This window comes from Adhaeribacter terreus (assembly GCF_042657365.1).
Taxonomy (GTDB): Bacteria; Bacteroidota; Bacteroidia; order Cytophagales; family Hymenobacteraceae; genus Adhaeribacter_A; species Adhaeribacter_A terreus.
The window spans coordinates 128544-147532 of record NZ_JBHSKT010000009.1; the positions used below are offsets into that span (position 1 = coordinate 128544).

The 18989-nt window shown below is 45.2% G+C and carries 14 protein-coding genes; 5 read left to right on the plus strand and 9 right to left on the minus strand.

Features of this window, described 5'->3' with window-relative positions:
- Window positions 1–716: 716 nt before the first annotated feature.
- From ACFPIB_RS14755 to ACFPIB_RS14770, 4 genes are all read right to left on the minus strand, one after another.
- Window positions 717–2585, minus strand: a complete 1869-nt coding sequence (locus tag ACFPIB_RS14755; RefSeq protein WP_378018233.1) for a M61 family metallopeptidase — start codon at window positions 2583–2585, stop codon at window positions 717–719.
- 108 nt (window positions 2586–2693) lie between these two features.
- Window positions 2694–5096 (minus strand): ABC transporter permease, encoded by a 2403-nt coding sequence (locus tag ACFPIB_RS14760; protein WP_378018234.1) that lies wholly within the window; start codon window positions 5094–5096, stop codon window positions 2694–2696.
- 198 nt (window positions 5097–5294) lie between these two features.
- A complete protein-coding gene (locus ACFPIB_RS14765; protein WP_378018235.1) occupies window positions 5295–5996 on the minus strand; it encodes an ABC transporter ATP-binding protein in 702 nt (233 codons plus the stop codon).
- 317 nt (window positions 5997–6313) lie between these two features.
- The gene (locus ACFPIB_RS14770) at window positions 6314–7567 is read right to left on the minus strand and encodes an efflux RND transporter periplasmic adaptor subunit (protein ID WP_378018236.1); all 1254 of its coding nucleotides are present in this window, start codon (window positions 7565–7567) and stop codon (window positions 6314–6316) included.
- A gap of 433 nt (window positions 7568–8000) precedes the next feature.
- On the opposite strand from ACFPIB_RS14770, the gene ACFPIB_RS14775 reads away from it, so the two are divergent.
- The 3 genes from ACFPIB_RS14775 to ACFPIB_RS14785 all read left to right on the plus strand — a co-directional run bounded on the left by ACFPIB_RS14775 (window position 8001) and on the right by ACFPIB_RS14785 (window position 11702).
- Window positions 8001–9380: a sigma-54-dependent transcriptional regulator gene (locus ACFPIB_RS14775; RefSeq protein ID WP_378018237.1), complete on the plus strand. Its 1380-nt coding sequence runs from the start codon at window positions 8001–8003 to the stop codon at window positions 9378–9380.
- Entirely contained in the window at window positions 9370–10740 is a 1371-nt protein-coding gene (locus ACFPIB_RS14780) for a sensor histidine kinase (RefSeq protein ID WP_378018238.1), read from the plus strand. The genes ACFPIB_RS14775 and ACFPIB_RS14780 overlap by 11 nt, the downstream gene beginning before the upstream one ends.
- Before the next feature lie 242 nt (window positions 10741–10982).
- Window positions 10983–11702 carry a toxin-antitoxin system YwqK family antitoxin gene (locus ACFPIB_RS14785; RefSeq protein WP_378018239.1) on the plus strand — a complete coding sequence of 240 codons (720 nt, stop codon included), beginning with the start codon at window positions 10983–10985 and terminating at the stop codon, window positions 11700–11702.
- 121 nt (window positions 11703–11823) lie between these two features.
- Here ACFPIB_RS14785 and trxA read toward each other — a convergent pair whose 3' ends face one another.
- The gene (gene trxA, locus ACFPIB_RS14790; protein ID WP_378018240.1) at window positions 11824–12132 is read right to left on the minus strand and encodes a thioredoxin; all 309 of its coding nucleotides are present in this window, start codon (window positions 12130–12132) and stop codon (window positions 11824–11826) included.
- A 144-nt stretch (window positions 12133–12276) separates the two neighbouring features.
- On the opposite strand from trxA, the gene ACFPIB_RS14795 reads away from it, so the two are divergent.
- Entirely contained in the window at window positions 12277–13503 is a 1227-nt protein-coding gene (locus ACFPIB_RS14795) for an alpha/beta hydrolase family protein (protein WP_378018241.1), read from the plus strand.
- 106 nt (window positions 13504–13609) lie between these two features.
- Here ACFPIB_RS14795 and ACFPIB_RS14800 read toward each other — a convergent pair whose 3' ends face one another.
- Both ACFPIB_RS14800 and ACFPIB_RS14805 read right to left on the minus strand, forming a co-directional pair.
- Window positions 13610–14275, minus strand: a complete 666-nt coding sequence (locus ACFPIB_RS14800; RefSeq protein ID WP_378018242.1) for a hypothetical protein — start codon at window positions 14273–14275, stop codon at window positions 13610–13612.
- An 834-nt stretch (window positions 14276–15109) separates the two neighbouring features.
- A complete protein-coding gene (locus ACFPIB_RS14805; protein ID WP_378018243.1) occupies window positions 15110–16369 on the minus strand; it encodes an MFS transporter in 1260 nt (419 codons plus the stop codon).
- Between the two features lie 369 nt (window positions 16370–16738).
- Here ACFPIB_RS14805 and ACFPIB_RS14810 point away from each other — a divergent pair, with 369 nt between their 5' ends.
- A complete protein-coding gene (locus tag ACFPIB_RS14810) occupies window positions 16739–17587 on the plus strand; it encodes a universal stress protein (RefSeq protein ID WP_378018244.1) in 849 nt (282 codons plus the stop codon).
- Window positions 17588–17718: 131 nt separating this feature from the next.
- Here ACFPIB_RS14810 and ACFPIB_RS14815 read toward each other — a convergent pair whose 3' ends face one another.
- Together ACFPIB_RS14815 and ACFPIB_RS14820 are read right to left on the minus strand one after the other, a co-directional pair.
- A complete protein-coding gene (locus ACFPIB_RS14815) occupies window positions 17719–18426 on the minus strand; it encodes a thermonuclease family protein (RefSeq protein WP_378018245.1) in 708 nt (235 codons plus the stop codon).
- A gap of 34 nt (window positions 18427–18460) precedes the next feature.
- The gene (locus tag ACFPIB_RS14820) at window positions 18461–18988 is read right to left on the minus strand and encodes a DUF4385 domain-containing protein (RefSeq protein ID WP_378018246.1); all 528 of its coding nucleotides are present in this window, start codon (window positions 18986–18988) and stop codon (window positions 18461–18463) included.
- Window position 18989: the final 1 nt, after the last annotated feature.

Consider the following 18989-nt stretch of genomic DNA (forward strand, 5'->3'; position numbering starts at 1 on the left):
TTTATGGTTCGGGTCTGCAAGCAGCGCCATGTTAATAAAGAACAGAAAAACGGTATGGTTGCAGACTGAAAAAGTAAAACCTCAAGGTTTAAACGCTAAAGTTTTATGACCCCACCTAAATCCTTCCCTAAAAACAGGGGAGAACTTTTGATCTGCAAATGTACCGTCAGCTAAAGCATACGACAATGAAATTAGTTTGAACTGTGATTTATTTGATTCTTTTGATTCCCTAAACTATTATTTCACGTATTCCGCCAGCGCAGCGTCGCCTGAAAATCAGGTTATCAAGAAAGCTAAACTAAAAAGAAGCTGACTACGAAGGTGAATAACACCAGTTTCTGCGTGCGCGGCCTCCGTACTTTCCGGGTTCGTCAGAAAAGCCGCAATGCGGCTAGGAAAGGGTGAGACGCGAACGCAGAAACGAAGCCACCCGGCTTGAGGGAGAAAATTGCCGATAAAAGTTAAAAGCCAGCTGTTTAGCAGAAAAGGTGTTTCAAAAACGCTAGCACTTTTAGTAGAAAAACTGCTGCCCGCCGACAAGGTCCTTCAGAGCTACGCTCGCAATCTTCGCGCTCCCGCGCTCAATTGTGCTCAGGATGACAGAAATGGTATGCTTTTAGGCCTAAAAAGTCAATAGCAAACGAAACTACCAACCCAAAGAGATCTCTCCTCACGTCGAGATGACGGATAAAACGGTATGCTTTAGAGTTAAAAAACTACAAACTACTAAACAACCAGGCATCCCGCAATTTCTTTTGTTGCGGCGTTGGGGTCGGGTTCAGGCTTAGTTGGTTTTCAGTTTTCTCCAAGGTCTTCATCAGTTTGCCTTTCAGCTTCACCTGTTGCATTTTGCCGGCGGCATTTTTCCGGTTTACCAATACTGTAATGCGGCTGCCTTCCGGCGCATTTTTTACGTTTTTCTCCAGCACTTCAGTAGCCGTTTCCGGACTCAGGTCCTGGCCGTTTATAGCTAAAAGCTGGTCGTCTTTTTTAAAGCCCATCTTTTTGCCGAACGCGTTCATGTTTTCAGTGTCAGCAACGATCAGGCGGCGCGCTTTCGGGTCGAAACCGATGGTGAAACGGCCCAAGGTCTGGCGGCGTTCGGTGCCTTCGGTAGCATAAATTACGCCCACTTTTTTAAACGTTTCTTCCAAAGGCAAAGGCTCCGTGCCTTCCACATATTTCCGGAAAAATTCACGGATCTCCGGGTATGTAAGCTGCGCGATTTTATCGAAGAGCTCTTCATCTTTAAAAGCTTTATTTTTGCCGTATTCCTTGGCCAGATCGTTCATCAGGTTCCGGATGCCGTATTTGCCATCCGATAATTCCCGCAAACGGATATCGAGCATCATCCCGATCAAAGCGCCTTTCTGATACACATTGCCGTATTCTTTTTTGTGCTTATCAAGCGCGCCTTTGCTCATTTCGGTAAAGGGGAGCGAATCGTTAAAAGCATTGGCGCCCGCCACATATTCCTTTATTTTATCAAGGTATTCTTCTTCGTCTATCAGTTTCTGATTGACCTGCACGTGCGTGGCAAAATATTCGGTTACGCCCTCATAAAGCCACAAATGCTGCGACATTTTCGGGTTCATGAAATCGAAATTCCCGATCTCTTCCGAATGAATATTGAGCGGCGTTACAATGTGAAAAAATTCGTGCGCCGCAATGTTCCTTACCTGTTCGGCCATCATTTGTTCGGGCATATCAGGGAAATAATAAACCGACGAATACGAATGTTCCAGCGCGCCATAAGCACCCGTGCGGTTCGGTTTTTCGGCCACATAGATCAGGAACGCATATTTTTCTACCGGCAGGTTGCCGCCCAGATAATTTTTCTGGGCTTCGAGCACTTTTTCGAGCTCTTCGGCTACCGTTTTGGAAGTTACTTTTTTAGAAGGCGAATAAACCGAAACCAGCACATCGGCATTGCCAACTTTCAGAACCGTAGTATCGGGTTTGTTATACATCAGCGGCGAATCTACCAGCTCTATGTATGACGGGATCACATAGGTATCGGAAGTAGCCGTAGCGGTAGAAGCTACCAAAGGTGTAGCGCCATAAAAAGTTTCGGGTTTGGTAATGGTAAGTTCGTAAGGCACCTGCTTCATTTCATCAAAGTATCCTACAAAACCGTGCGTGTTTATCAGGAAGTTTTCGTTGGCTTCTATGTTGGTGCCGCCTGGTTCAAAAACAATGTCTTCTTTATTTGGCGTGTCCCAGGTGTCGTTTACCCAATACGTAATTTTATCGAGTTTTTTGGCGTCCTCAATTTTCCAGCGGTTCAGGTCCAGGCGTTCGGTTTCCAGCTCGCGCCCTTTTTTATCGAAAGCCTTAAATTCGTTCAGAAACTTACCAAAATCGTAAACGGAATACGTTCCGGGCACAATTTTGGGCAGGTTATAAACAATTTCCTTTTCCTTTATTTCGGGCACTTTTATCGTAACAGGCACTTTATCGTCCTGCACTTTGGTGAGGTCTATGTTAACTTTATAGCGTTCGCCGGAAGGCAGATCGGTGGCAGAAGCTGCTATAAAAGTGCTGCTGAAAGCCAGCAATAGCATTGCTTTAGAAAGAATATGCATGCGTTTGGAGTTTAGAATTTGGAAGTAGAAAAGGAAACGCCGTGACGGAAAAATGCAATGCGCTACTTTTTATCTTTCAGAACATACTGATTTTGCAAAGGTTTGGTTTTATTCGGCGCGCAATGCTTTTATCGGGTTTAACCGGGCTGCTTTGGCCGCCTGAAAACTAACTGTAAGCATGGCAATAATTAAAGCCGCCAAACCCGATAAAACAAAGATCCACCAGTGTATTTCGGTGCGGTAGGCAAAATCCTGGAGCCAGCGGTTCATGCCGTACCAGGCAATGGGTGCCGCCAGCACAATGGAAATGAGTACCAGCCAGGCAAAATCTTTGCTCAGCAGCAGCATAATTTCTGAAACCGAACTGCCCAAAACCTTCCGGATACCGATTTCTTTGGTGCGCTGTTCGGCCGTAAAACTTGCTAAACCAAATAAGCCCAGGCAGGCAATTAAAATAGTAAGCGCGGCGAAATATCCAAAAACGGTCAGCATTTTTTCTTCGGCGCGGTACTGTTTGTTGAAATTCTCATACAGGAAAAAATATTCCATCGGGTGCTTTTTATCGAAGGTCTGCCATTTTTCTTCAATGAAGCTGAGTGTGGCCGGTAAATTTTGCGGCGCAACGCGAACCATTAAAAATCCCTGACTTTTCGGGGCCAGCATCAGCGCGAGCGGTTCAATTTTATTATGCAGCGAAGCAAAATGAAAATCTTTCACCACGCCTACCACTTTACCTTTCGCACCCAAACCATTTTCCAGGTTCTTGCCGATCGGGTCTTGCCAGCCGAGCCATTTTGCCGCAGTTTCGTTTATGATAAAAGCCATGGAATCGTCGGTTTTTATATCGCGCGAAAAGTTGCGGCCGGCCTTTAATTTTATTTCCATCATATCGAGGAAATCGTAATCTACGAAAAGTGTGCTCAGGGTTTTTTCTTCCATCTGGCCACCGTTTGCGCCTTCCGCCAGATACAATAAACGGCCGGTACGTTCGCCGGGAATTGAAGCCGCATTCGATACTTTTTTGATGTTCGGGTTGCTCAGGAATTCCTGCCGGATCACGGGCAAACGGTTTACCAGCGTAGTATCGCCGTTCGGAATATCAATTACCACCACCTGTTCTTTATTAAAACCCAGGTCGTTGTTTTTCAGGAATTGCATCTGGCTGAAAACCACGATGGTGCCAATGATGAGAATGAGTGAAATAGTGAATTGCGTAACGACCAGAATTCTGCGCAGAAAAGCATTCGAGCCGCGCGGATTTTTATCGCTTTTCAGAACATCTACGGGCTTAAATGCCGAAAGGAAAAATGCCGGATATGAACCCCCAACCAAACCCACAAAAGCCACGATCAGCGCCATTACCAGCAAAAAAGGTCCGTTAAAGAAATTGGCAAGCGAGAAGTTCTTTTCTGTGAGAGCATTGAAAAAAGGCAGCAATAATTCTACCAGCGCAAGCGCCACCAGAATTGCTAATATGGTAATGAAAACCGATTCGCCTACAAACTGCCGGATAAGTTGCGAACGATGCGCGCCGATCACTTTCCGCAAACCAACTTCCTTCGATCGTTTGGCAGAGCGCGCCGTGGAAAGATTCATGTAGTTAATGCAGGCAATGAGCAGAATAAATAAAGCTACAAATCCAAAAATATACACGTAAGCCTTATTGCCGGCCGGCGAAATATCGTAAGAAAACTCATTATTCAAATGAATATCAGGGAGGGGTTGCATATGGTATTGCATGCTGGCATTCAGCTTGTTCTCTCTCATCCAGGGCACAACCGTTTTGGCGTAAAAAGTTGCCAGGTTGGCTTCAAATTCAGCTTTTTTATCGGCATCGGGTAGCAAAACGTAAGTGTACAGGCTCATCCGGAACCAGTCGCCGCTAAACTGATTTTTCAGGGTTTCATCGAACGTATTAACCGAAAGCAGTGCGTTGAGTTTAAAATGCGAATGTCCCGGATCGTGAAAGACGCCGGTAATTTTATGCGGATTTTTGCTGAATTTCAGCGTTTGGCCCATCGCGTTTTCAACGCTTCCGAAGTATTTTTTCGCTAGTTCATCGGTAATTACCACAGTTTTAGGTGCATCTAAAGCTGTACTTGGATCTCCATACAGAAAAGGATAATTGAAAATGCGGAAAAACGTGCTGTCGGCAAAGTAGAAATTCTCTTCACTAAAGACCTTGTCTTCGAGCCAGACCGTTTGCTTGCCGATCGGCATTACGCGCGTTACAGCCTGCACCACCGGAAAATCCTTTTTTAAAGCATCGGCCAACGGAAACGGCGTGAGCGCAAATTTGTCGGTTTGGCCTTGCAAATTGATATCGTTTGTAACCCGGAAAATGCGGTCAGCTTTGTCGAAATGTTCCTCGTAAGTCATCTCGTCTCGCACAAACAAAAAGATCAGGATGCAAGCCGAAATCCCAATGGCCAGCCCCAGAATATTGATCGCCGAATAAACCTTGTTCCGAACCAGGTTCCGCCACGCAATTTTTATGTAGTTCTTTAACATTTAGTTGTTCGTTGCTGGTTGTTAGTTGTTGGTTTTTAGCTCGGATTTTAATTGGGGCTTGACTTTTTCACCTTAACAGGATATCGTTTTTGCGTTGTTAGTTGAAGGAAATATTGGTTGCAGACTTTTCATGCACAAAACGATATTGTTTTAGTAAGGAAAAGTCCAACAACTAATAACTAACAACCAACAACCAAACTAAAGCATTTCCTTTGCGAAGCTTCTGGCGTTGATGTTTTCGGTTACAATTTCGCCGTCGAACAAGCGGATGATGCGGTGCGCGTATTCGGCATCGGAAGGGGAGTGGGTTACCATTACAATGGTGGTGCCGGCTTCGTTTAGTTCGGTGAGCAGATTCATCACTTCCTGGCCGTGCGCAGAATCGAGGTTACCGGTTGGCTCATCGGCCAGAATCAGTTTCGGTTTGCTGATCACGGCGCGGGCAATGGCAACGCGCTGCTGCTGTCCGCCGGAAAGCTGCTGCGGAAAGTGGTTACGGCGGTGTGCGATCTGCATTTGTTCCATCACTTCATCCACGCGTTTTTTAATTTCCGCCGCCGGCATTTTCAGATAGATCAACGGCAATTCAATATTTTCCGCCACCGTCAACTCATCGATCAGATTAAAACTCTGGAACACGAAACCGATGTTTTCCTTTCTCAGATCCGCACGCTGCCGTTCCGAATATTTAGAAACTTCCTTATCCAGAAAGTAAAATTCACCGCCGGAAGGGTTATCCAAAAGGCCGATAATATTGAGCAACGTAGATTTTCCGCAGCCGGATGGACCCATAATAGCTACAAATTCGCCCTGCTTTATTTCGAAGCTCACGCGGTTCAAAGCGGTGGTTTCCACTTCGTCGGTAGTATATTTTTTCTCGAGGTTTACAGTTCTGAGCATGATATTTTTCGGTTAGATTTAAGTAAAAAACGGTAGGGTTTTAAGGCAAAAAAGTCAGGTTAAATTGCTTGATGGTTGAATTGTTAAATGGTTGTTATGGATACCTTAGTTTTCACGTTTTGTCATCCTGAACGTTAGTGAAGGACCTCATGAGCGGTTAGTAGAAACTTACATTCCTTGCAGTACTTTTTCAGTAAAAAATTATAGCGTTTTTCCTTTGTATTTTACTTCACAACTGTCTGCTAACAAGGTCCTTCGCTATCGCTCAGGATGACAGCTTTTAGTAAAATTTTATGCTAAAACCCAACAACCTACAACTATTCCAGATTCAGCTTTTCAATATCACCATAACCATCGTAGCTGGAAACAATTACTTTTTCGCCGGGTTTTAAACCAGCCAGTACTTCGTAGTATTGCGGATTCTGGCGGCCTAATTTTATGGTGCGTTTTTCGGCGAATTTTCCGGATTGATCTACTACAAAAGCCCACGCGCCGCCGGTGCTTTGGTAAAAACCGCCGCGCGGAATCAATACTGCTTTGTCGCCACCGGAAAGGTGTAAACGGATCTGCAACGTTTGTCCGCGACGAATACCTTCCGGCGTTTTGCCTTCCGGAAATTCCAGATCTACCTGAAACTGACCATTCTGCACTTCCGGGAAAACTTTGGCAACCGAAACGCTATGGGTTTGGCCGTTAAAATCGAACGCTGCTTGAAGGCCCGGATACACTTTGGAAATGTAGTGCTCGTCGATGTTCGCTTTCACTTTAAAACCATTTAGATCGTCTATCTGGCCAATATTTTCGCCCGCCGTTTTGCTTTCGCCCACTTCCGCTTTTAAGGTAGAAAGTTGTCCGCTAATCGGGGCGGTAATGTAAAGGTTGCTCAGCGTGCTGCGCGCAATGTTGATGTTTGCCTGCATGCGGTTTATACTCTGGTCGAGCTGACGGAGGCGTTTGGTCATCAATTCTGCATCTTGTTTCAGCGAGCGTTCGGCCAGTTCTTTGCGGCGTTTGAGGTACATAAATTCGTCTTCGGTTTGCTCATACTCGGCTAGCGGAATTACTTTTTCAGCGTACAGGTTTTTGCTGCGTTTGTATTTGTTTTCGGTTTGTTTCAGGTTGTATTCAATTTCGGCCAAAGCGTTTAAAGCTTTGATCTGGTCCTGCTTCATGGTAATTTCTGAATTCTGACGCTCGTTCATCAGGTCGAAAAGCTGCGTTTCGCGGTTCAGAAAATCGATTTGCAGGGTAGAATTCGAGATCTTCAGAATGGTATCGCCGGCGTTTATTTTGCGGCCATCGTCGGTGTAGAGTTTTTCTACGCGGCCGCCTTCCACCATGTCCAGATAAATGGTTTTGAGCGGTTCCACGTTGCCGTCAATCGCAATAAATTCCTGGAAATTGCCGGTAATAGTTTTTCCAATGGTAATGCGCTCGTTATTTACATTCAAAGAAGCTTTGTGGTCGGCAAAAACCAAGGTATAAAACAGGAAAACCGCTAAAATAACGCTCCCGGAGATCAGCGTGATCTTCTTAGGCGTCCAGGTTTTCTTTTCAATAATGCGGTCCATAATCGGAATATTTTTCAGAAATTCTAAATACGGCTTTTCAAGGAATATGCCACAAAGCAAAATCAAGGTTTTTGAAGCGTGAAAGCGGTTTTTCTTGGAAATGTAAGCAGAAATTCTGTGCGTTACTGAACAATGAAGTGTACGTTTCCGGACATTATTTTGTATCTTCGTGAAAGGCGCAGAAAAGCTAAAATTGTGAATTCAGGCTGCATTGCCCGTTTTCGGACATTGCGCCGGAAAATGGCATATATGTTGAAACGTTAAATTGTTAAATGGCTGAATTGTTTAGTGGTTGAAAAAGCACGCATTATTGAAAAAACAATTTAACCATTAAACAATTCAGCCATTAAACCATTTAACAATTCAGGCCCGACTTTTTCGGCCCGAAACCATACTGTTTTTCCGCATAGTTACCAAAATACCGTTTGAAAAGATGAGCAAGATAGACTGCAAGATCCTGATCGTGGACGATGAAGAAGATGTTTTAACGGCCGGCCGCATCTTTCTGAAACAACATTTTTCACTGGTCCGTACCGAGCCCAATCCTGAGAAAATTCCGGCTTTGCTGCAAGCCGATACCTACGATGTAATTTTGCTCGATCTGAATTATTCGGCCGGCGCTACTTCTAGCCAGGAAGGATTTTCTATGCTCAAACGCATTCTTCGTTTCGACCCGAACGCCATTGTGATTCTGATAACGGCTTACGGCGATATTGAACTGGCGGTGCGGGCTTTAAAAGAAGGCGCTACCGATTTTGTAACCAAGCCGTGGCAAAACGAAAAACTACTGGCAACGCTCATGAGTGCCTGCAAACTGCGCCGCTCAAACCAGGAAGTAAAAGAACTGCAAACCAAACAGCAGCACTTAAACCAGGTTATGGATCGCCATTACGGGGAATTCATCGGTACTTCGCCGGCTATGCAAAGGGTATATCAAACCATCGAAAAAGTGGGTGCTACCGATGCGAACGTTTTAATTTTGGGCGAAAATGGTACGGGAAAGGAACTTGCAGCCCGTGCCCTGCACCGGAAATCGCAACGCGCTTCGGAAGTTTTTATAAATGTAGATCTGGGCGCAGTAAGCGAAACCTTGTTCGAAAGTGAATTATTTGGAAGCATGAAAGGTGCTTTTACCGATGCCAAAGAAGACCGGGCCGGGCGGTTCGAAATTGCTTCCGGCGGTACGCTTTTCCTTGATGAAATCGGGAATTTAAGTCTGCCGCTGCAATCGAAATTACTGACGGCGCTGCAAAGCCGCATGATCACGCGTTTGGGTTCTAACAAACCGAAGCCGATCGACATCCGGCTGATCTGTGCGACGAACATGCCTTTGTACGACATGGTGGCCGAAGGAAAATTCCGGCAGGATCTTTTGTACCGCATCAATACCGTAGAAATTAACCTGCCGCCGTTGCGCGAACGTCGCGAAGACATCAGGCTTTTAGTGGAGCATTTTCTGCAGAATTTCCGGCGCAAGTACCAGAAACCGAACTTAGGCATTGCGGCCAAAACACTTCAGAAATTGACAGAATACAGCTGGCCGGGCAACATTCGGGAGTTGGAACATGCAGTGGAACGCGCGGTAATTCTCTGCGACCAAAGTGCCTTGCAGCCCGAAGACTTTTACTTCGGTTCGGCGGCGCCTGCTAAAACGGCGGTGTTGCCAGATTCGGAAGTTACGCTGGAAGCATTGGAAAAAATGATGGTGCAGAAAACGCTGAGTAAACATTCCGGTAATATTACGCACGCTGCCCGCGACCTGGGCATTACGCGCACTGCTTTGTACCGCAGAATTGAGAAACATGGCTTATAATCGTTTCCGGGCTGGTGTAGTATTGCGCGTGGCGCTGATCTCGGTGGCTGCCATGTTACTGGTGCTTGCCCTTGTTGTGAAGAGCTGGTTCGTTACCGGTATTTGTCTGGGTCTGGTTATTGTGGCGCTGATCTACGATCTTATTTTTTTCGTGGAACGCACCAACCGGGAGCTTTCCCGCTTTTTTACGGCTATCCGGCATTCCGATTTTACGCAACGTTTCACGGAGAACGCGCAAAGCAGTTCATTCCGTGAGCTGCACGGCCACCTGAACGAAATGATGAATGCGTTTCAGAAAATAAAGTCTGAAAAAGAAGCGCATTATCATTATTTGCAGGCTATTGTAGAGCATATTCGCATTGGTGTGCTGACTTTTGATGGGGAAGGCGAAGTGCAGCTTTTCAATAAAGTGGCCAAAGAAGTATTGCAGGTGCCGTTCGTGAAAAACGTGAAAGCGCTGGAACGGATCAGTCCGGAACTGGTGCAGGCAGCGCAGCATCTGGAGAACGGGCAAAACAAGCTCATAAAAATTGACCGTGAAAAAGACCAGTTGATGTTGCTGGTTTCGGTGGCCGGGTTTTATTCCCAAAACAAGCGCATTCGCATTGTTTCGTTGCAGAATATCCGGTCGGAAATGGAAGCGCAGGAACTGGCGGCCTGGCAAAAATTGATCAGTGTACTGACGCACGAGATCATGAATTCTGTTACGCCCATTATTTCCCTCACTTCTACCATTAAAGGTTTGGTAGATGAACGGGTGGCCACCTTGTATTCGGCGGAAGAAATTGCGGAAGACGAAAACCTGGACGATATCCGGACGGGTTTGCAGACCATAGAAAAACGCAGCACCGGCATGTTGCATTTCGTGCAGAATTACCGCCGCTTAACCCGTGTGCCGCCGCCGCACCTGGAAACCGTAATTGTAAACGACTTGCTTAAACAAGTGGCGCGCCTGCTGCAAAACGATCCGGCTTACCAACGGGCCGACCTGCGTTTATTTCTCCCGGAACCGCCTTTAAAAATTACTGCCGATCCGGAACTGATAGAACAAGTATTGCTGAATCTGGTGAAAAATGCGGTAGAAGCCTGCGAACACGTTGCCGAACCGGTAATTGAACTCGCTGCTTTTACCGATGAAAAACATCCGGAACTGGTGCGCATTGAAGTGAAAGACAATGGCCCGGGCGTGCCCGAAGAAATTCTGGATAAGATCTTTGTGCCGTTTTACACCACCAAAAAACAAGGTTCCGGCATTGGTTTAAGCCTTTCGCGGCAGATCATGAAACTGCACCACGGCAGCCTGCAAATGCGCCCCGCCGAGCCGAAGGGTACGGTTTTCAGTCTGCTGTTTTATAAGTGAGTTTTTAAGCGGAAAATGGTAACGTTTTGAAGGGAAAAAGTCTGTTCCGGAAAGGGGGCAGGCTTTTTTTGTTTTCAAGCTTTGGGAGAAGTTCTATTTCATTAAATTTAATTTTTGTGGCTAGTATTAATAAAATTCGACTGTATAGACTTACAATGAAACATATTGTCTTATTCTTCATGCCCCTTTTTAGTTATAAAGTGTTTTCATCTACTTGTTCCGGAACTGCTGAGCATTCTAATATGGAAAGAACTATTGAATGGTATAATAATTATGACATTGTTTTTCAAGCCACTTTAGATAGTGTGCATACTTATAGTCCCTTTTCTCAAACCGCATTTTTTTCAACAAAGACTGTTTACAAAGGTAGGGTACCTGCCACTTTAAATATTTCTCCGCCGAACTTTGGTACTTCTTGCAGCTTTAATCTTGCTGGTAAAGAAGGAAATACTTATATAATTTATGGGTACTTAACAGAAAAAGGTAAAATTCAGACTCATTTTTGTAATGGAACAATGAGATTGTTCACCAATGAGCAACTTGATACATTAAAAATTTCTGAATTTCAAAAGAATACATTTCGTCAGGAAGTTAAGTTTTTAAATGCTATTGCTGGTATTAGAGAAGGAGAAGTTAAGGTAAACTACTCAAATGGTATTCGTCAGAGTAAAGGGAAATTTGTGAATGGAATTCCTGATCATTACTGGATTTATTTCAATTTTTATGGCAAGAAGATATCAGAAGGAAATTATGTAAATGGGAGAAAGGAAGGTAAATGGAGAGAATATGAATACGAAGTTTCGTTAAATAAGATTACACGGAAGAGGAAAGTTAAGCTACACAGTTATTCTGAAGGAAAATATGTGGATGGGAAGAAAGAAGGTGATTGGAGAATTTTTAGACCTTCAAAAGAATTTTGGTTTTCTGAAAGCTATAAAAATGGAGAGTACGTTACGGACTGAAATTTCTTGCCCTTGTTGGTGTTTTCACCAACGACCAAAAAGCAGCAAATATAAGTTGTTGGTGAAAACACCAACAACGGCAGTTTTCTTCTCAAAAACGCTATCCTTTCCGCCCCAAAAACTATTGAATATGCTGCTTCAGCACCTGGCTTAACTGTTGTGCCGGCATCGCCCCGGATTGTCGCCAGACGGTTTTGCCTTGGTGGAACAGAATTAACGTAGGCACGCCCTGCACCCGGAATTGCTGCGCCGCGGCCGGGTTTTTATCTACATCCACTTTTATCACTTTCACCTTGCCGGCATGTTCGGCGGCTATTTGTTGCAGCACCGGCGCCATGGCTTTGCAGGGGCCGCACCACTCGGCAAAAAAGTCTACTAAAACCGGCATGCCCGGCGCGTTGATCAGTTCGTTAAAAGATTTCTTAGCCATGTTTCAGATTACGTTTAGGAGCTTGTTTTCATACGGTTGCAGGTGCGGCAGGTTCTGAAGGCAAAATTGTAGCATTGGTTTCCGGAACTTAAAAACCGGATTTTACCTTTATTATTTGCATCCTTTATTATCAGAATTATGCAAATGAAAAGAAATTTCCGATCAGTTTTATATACCGGGGTTTTACTGCTTTCCCTGTTCGCGGGAGGTGCCTGCAAGAAAGAAGCCGAAGCCGTTACACCCGGCACCGAGGCTATTCAGAACGAAAAAAGCAACCTCGTTTCGTTCAAATTTGTGGGTATTATTCCAGTAGATGCTATCCGGACGCTGGCTTCCAAAAACGGTTATCCGCAATTCAACAATGAGTTCAAATACGATATTACGGTTTTCAGTGTAGTTTATAATACCACCTATCAGGGCAAAGAAACGCAGGCTTCCGGCTTAATGGTTTTCCCGCGCAACATGGAAACGCCGCCGACAATTTTAAGCGCGCAGCACGGTACGTTGTTTGCCCATAAAGATGCGCCAAGCAATTTCCCGGCTTCTTTCAACGGTCCTGAACTTTTTGCCTCTGCCGGTTACGCTACTTTTATTCCCGATTATTTAGGTTACGGCGCTTCGAAGCAGATTTTGCACCCGTATTACAACGAGCAATATTCGGCTGCTACCGTGCGCGACATTATCCGGGCTGGTCGTTTTTTCTGTAAAGATCAGGATATTCCGCTGGGCAATAAATTGTTCCTGGCCGGTTATTCCGAAGGTGGTTACGTAACGCTGGCCGCACAAAAAAGCCTCGAAGCAAACCCGTTGCCCGGCCTGACTTTAGCTGGCGTTGCAGCCGGCGCCGGCGGTTACGATCTCACTGCCATGATCAGCAATATTGCTTCCGGACAGGAATACAACCATCCGTCTTACCTCGCTTTATTAACGCAGGGCTACAATACGGCCAACGGCTGGAATCGTCCGCTTAATCAGATCTTTAAAGAGCCTTATGCTTCCAGAATTCCGGGTTTGCTCGATGGCTCTAAAACCGGCGGACAGGTAAATTCTGAATTACCAAAATTGCCAAGCCAGTTGTTTACCGATGCTTTCTATAACGGCTTGAAAACCGGAACCGAAAAGCAATTTGTAACTGCCCTGGCCGAAAACAGTCTCACCGATTGGGCCCCACAAGCGCCAACCCGCCTATACCACGGCACCGCCGACGATGTAGTTCCTTACCAGAATTCGGAAATAACCTACACCAAACTCAAAAAGAACGGTGCCAAACAATTAGACCTTTACCCGATCCCGGGCGGTACGCACGGCACCACGTTCCAGCCCATGATCATGGAGCTTATTCCGTGGTTTGCTTCGCTGGATAAAAATTAAGAAACGCTATCGATTTTGCATAAAAAAGTCCCGTCAGATCATTCCGGCGGGACTTTTTGTTATGGTTTGAAATATATTCTAGCAGAATTCGTGCTGGTGCTTTAACTTAATCTAATTGTATTGGCGCATTTCTTACCGGTGCAATTTCCGGCGATTTTACGTTGAGTTGCGGGGTAGGAATTTCCGGATGTTTCTTTGAATACTGAATAATGTATTCGGTAAGGTGCTTTTTCTTGAAGCTTTGTTTTTTAAAGGCAGCAGCCAGCTCGGCATCATCGGCAATTAGTTTGGCCACTTTTTCCTGAGTAAGCGCAATGAATTGGCCCATGCCCATATCTAAGGCATATTTTGCTTTATCTGTAGCAGTAAAAGTGCCGCCGTTCAGGCCTGGCCTTACGTAAGTATATTGGCTTTTGCTTTTATAAGTAGCATAGCGGCCTAAATAACTGATCTTGTTGAATGTAACAGGCTTTTTACTTACATCGGCTAACCGGGGATTTACATAAATATTTTTGCCATCGCAAAAACCAAAGACCTCCGTTTTTTCAAGCGGGCGTCTTCTAAAAACTGCTTTGCTGCTTACGTATTTCGGACCTGATTTGCTGATCTTATGATTAGCCGGCAGAGCAAGGGATGGTTTATTGTATTTGAATTCAGAGAAATTTTTGTAAATGCCGGGCTTTAATACCACGTTTGCATCTGTAATTAGCTGGGCGTGAGCCGCAGTGAAGAAAAATAGAGCAATGAAAAATGCGTAAAATGTTTTGTTCATAAAAAGTAAGCAGGGAATTGAAAGGAAATTAATGTTGAAAGTTTATAGCCAGGAAAATTGAAGGTGCAAAAGTACCGAAAAAAGCACGGTAACCATCATGCAGTTGGTATTCCATTTTATTTGAAAGCATCTTTTTTATATATAGTAGAAATGGTTTCTGAACAGGATTTATAGCATTTTTGGGATGGGGAGGATTGTGAAAAGACCCCACCTAAACCCTGTCCTAAAAACCGGGGAGGACTTTTTACGCAGAATTTATTATTGTCTGAATTGGGATTCGCCAGATTTAGGGATTAATGGATTTAACCACCCCCAACCCCTTTTTGAAAAGGAGGGGAGCTTTGCTTTACTACGATTTCACGCCTATCGCCAGCGCAGCGTCTGTTGAAAATCACGTTAGCTAGAAAACTAAACTAAAAAGAAGCTGACTACGAAGGTGAATGATACCAGTTTCTGTGAGAGCGGCCTCCAAGCTTACCGGTGGCTTTAGCCAGCCCGGAAGGGCAGGTAAGGTTGCAGCCGCGAACGCAGAAACGAAGCCTCCCGGCTTGAGGGAATAAATTGCCGATGAAAGTGAGAAGTCAGATGTTTAGCAGAAAAGGTATTTCAAAAAAGCTGGCACTTTTAGTTGAAAAACTGCTGCCCGCCGACAAGGTCCTTCAGAGCTACGCTCGCAATCTTCGCGCTCCCGCGCTCAATTGTGCTCAGGATGACAGAAATGGTAGGCTATTGGGCTAAAAAACTCAATAGTAAACATCAAATACCAACCCGATGAGATCTCTCTTCACGTCGAGATGACAAAAAAGACTTTTTCAATCTAAAACGATACCATTTCTAACTCACCTGCTTCAACTTTAGAATTGCAAAAATAGAAACCACCGTAGCTACCGAAGCCAGAATCCCGACGGTACCAAAATGCAACAACTCCCCATTAGAAGCTTTCTGCACAATTAAACCGGAAAGGAACGCCGCCATACCCGAAGCTGCCTGTTGCACCGACGAATTAATGCTCATGAAACTGCCGCGTTGTTTAGGCTCTACACTGGAAGTAATTAAAGACATGGCCGGTACAAATCGCGCCCCGAAAACGATGAAGAAAATGGTAGTAACGATGAAAACCAGGTAGTGCTCCATGCGTGGCAGGTGCGTAATGGCCAGAATTGGGATAATAGAGAACAACGCCGAAATAATATAAACGCGTTTCTTTCCGTATTTATCGGCCAGCCGGCCCGCCAATTGTGAGGTAACCACCGTAGCCAAACCGCCAAATAAATAAATGTAGCTTAGTTCAGCTTCTTCAAAACCAATGTTGGCCACCATATACGGACTCACAAAAGGCACTACTGTAAAACCAGCAAGTTGCAGAATTACCACCATCAGTAAGGCCCAGAGCAGGTTTTTATTCCGGAGAATGTTCAGCAGCACTTTGTGTGGTTTTTCGTGCGGCGCATTGGTTAAATGGCCTTTCAGTTCCGGAAGAAATTTCATGGCTAAACCTAAAACCAACAAACTCATGCCGGCCAGCAGATAAAATGGCGCGTGCCAGCTGGTTTTACTGGCCAGGTACAGACCCACCGGAATACCCGCAATAGAAGCAATAGAAAACGATGCCATCACTTTGCCGGTAGCCGCGCCGCGTCGTTCTTCGGGTATGGCATCGCCGATAATGGCTAAAACCAACGCGCCTAAAACGCCGCCAAACAAACCGGCCACTACGCGTGCCGCCACCAGTAACTCAAACGTTGGAGCCAGGGCGCATAGCGCGGTGCCAATTGCAAAACCTAAATATAAACCCAGTAATGCTTTTTTACGATCCAGCCGGTCTATGTAAAAAGCCGAACAGAAACCCGAAACCGCCGCGCTGAACGTATAAGCCGAAACCACCAAACCAAACTGGCTCGGATTAATGTCGAAAACACGCATGAGCTGCGGGCCAAGTGGCATCATGATCACAAAGTCCATGACGTTGGTAAACTGAATGGCGGCCAGAATAAATAAGAGCAAACCTTCGCGGATCACTACTTTAGGTACCAGTTGCTCGGCGCCAAGGCTGGTGACAGAAGTAAGCGGCGAACGTTCCTGAAAATCGGACATAAATAGAAATGATTGAATTAGTAAACGGCAACTGTTTACGTAAAACCAGCAAACCGGGCGACAAAAGTACACAAATAATTACTGGTATCGTGGTTTTAGGAAATGGCTGAATTTCGGATTTCTGAAACCAATCAGTTTGAAATGGCGGGAATTAAGCAACAGGAAATTCATTTATTAGGCACTTATTTTACCGCAAACCCGGTTCAAATTTCTGCTGAAAGATTCAGGCGCGAAAACGGTATGTTTTTATAGCTGAAAAGTAAGGTGTTGCCGTAAACTCTAATATTAAAAAATTGTTATCTTTAAGCAGACAAACGCAGGAGAATAGCATAACCGTTATTTTCGGGCGTTTTTACCAGCAATAAAACTATGAAAAAAATACTTTGCCCTACCGATTTTTCGAAGACCGCAACCCGCGCCATGGAGTATGCCGCTTTTCTGGCCAGCCAGGCGCATGGTCAGCTTACCTTACTTCACGTTACCCATTTACCATTAGCCGAAACCGCCGAAACCGCTTTGGTTGCTACTGAAGTGGTTGGTGAAATGAACCGAGATGCTACCGATAAACTGGCTTCGGCCTGCAAATACCTGCAGGAGCAATATGGTTCGGGTTGGGAATGCGACTACGAAGTAAAAACAGCTTTCCTGGCCGATGCCGTGCGTAATTACGTGGTGCACGAAGGCTACGACCTGGTTGTAGTCGGTTCAACGGGCGGAGGTAATACGCTGGAAGAAATTCTGATCGGCAGCAATACGCTGGCTATTATTGAAGATGTTTCTTGCCCGGTACTTTCCATTCCGACGAATGCCCACAAACCACGCATTCAGAAGATCGCTTACGCTTCGGATCTGCAAGATGTCGATACCCAGGCTTTGAAGCAGGTAATGGGACTTGCCGCACTTACCGGGGCGCATGTAGAAGTAGTGCACATCGAAAAGAAAAACGATACCGAAGGACAGCAGAAAGCGGCAGAATTTGGTCGGAAAATAGAGGAAATGTTTGCGGCGCAGAACGTGCATTTTTCTGAAATTATTCACCCGGACGAAGAGGTTGGCCTGAAAGACTATCTGACCAAAACCAATACAGATTTGCTCGTGATCCTGAAAAGGCACCGCAGTTTTTTCAGTAACCTGTTCCACAGCAGCCTCACCGAAAAACTGACTTACCACTCTAAATTCCCGATGCTGGTACTCGACGAAAAAGCCCAGCTGGCTTAGTTTATTGAAAATTTCAGCAAAGTAAAAACAAAAAAGCAGCGCAACCTTTAACGGTGCGCTGCTTTTTGTTTTAATGTTCTAAACGCTACCGGTCTTATTCTGACTTTTGCACCCTGAAAGGATACCGTTTTTTAGCGTTTTTTGCTGCAAACTTTGCAGGCGGTTCTTCTTAAATTCATTACGGCGTGGCCGCGCGTTACGGCTTCTATCTGGCCTTTGCAACGGTTCAAAACATAGCAATCAGGTTTCACGTGGTAAGTTCCGGCGCTGCCGGTAGGGCAGATAAATACTTCGCGGTCCGCATCGGCGGGTTTGGCAATAGGTTTCTTGCTGGCAGCTTTGCTTTTTTCCCGTTTGTTTTTCCGGAAATCCCAAGGGGCTTGCGGGTTGGGCTGGCTCCATAAACCGCGTTCCAGTCTTCGGGCATCATTCTCCAAATAACCTAATTGCGGATCGTTGGCATAAGCTTTATAATACCAGGCAAAACCGTTGGCCACCAGTTCTTTATTCAGCGATTTTCCGTCGGGGAGCATAATTTCGCCAATGGTTCTGCCGTAGCGGTCTTTGCCTTTATCATGCAGTTTTACATATTTCCCGAAAGCCAATTCAGAAGCAAAATTCTTGGCCTGCGTACCGTATGGCTGCTTTTTCTCGGGAGCATCCACGCCGTAAAGCCGTACCGTAACTGGTTTATTGTCTACCAGAATTTCAATAGTATCGCCGTCTTTCACCCCGATCACTTTATAGCCTTCCTGGGTTTTTCCCTGGCAGGCATTTAAAAGGAGCAGCAGGAAAAACCAGCAGAGTAAATTGCGTAAATAGGTCGGTTTCCGTTGCATGCGTTTAGTTTTTAATGCTGAAAAGCTAGTGTTTTTATTCGTAATATTTTTCCCGGAAAGCCGCTTTTTGTTGCAGGTATTCGGGGTGGTCTTTGGCTTTGAACCAATATTCCTTAAAAACAGCAGCTGCTTTGGCTTTTTCGTTGGTCAATGCATCGTTTTCCTGTTTTAAAACCGCATTGCCTTTGTTTTTGCTGCCCGCTGAATATGGATATTCCAGCCCTTCGGTTTTGTCTTCTTCGCCAGGTTTATACTTCCTTCCGGATTTATGATTGGCATATCTGCGGGCGCGGGTAAAGCCCATTTGCAGGAATTTCCGGGCCATGTCGGCGCCTGGAAAATCTTTTTCCTTCAGGTAATTCTCAAATAATTCGTAGATCTTTTCAGCGGAAGCTTGCGCAATTTCTTCGGTCTTAAATTTCCAGTACGGTAGAATTTCGGCTTTGTAAGGTTGCACCAGCAGTACGCCTTGTTCGCCAACGCCAATGCGGTATAATTCAGGGTGTTTCCGGAAATCAGTTTTGTCGAAATCTAAGTGATATGGGAATTTATTTTTTGCCATA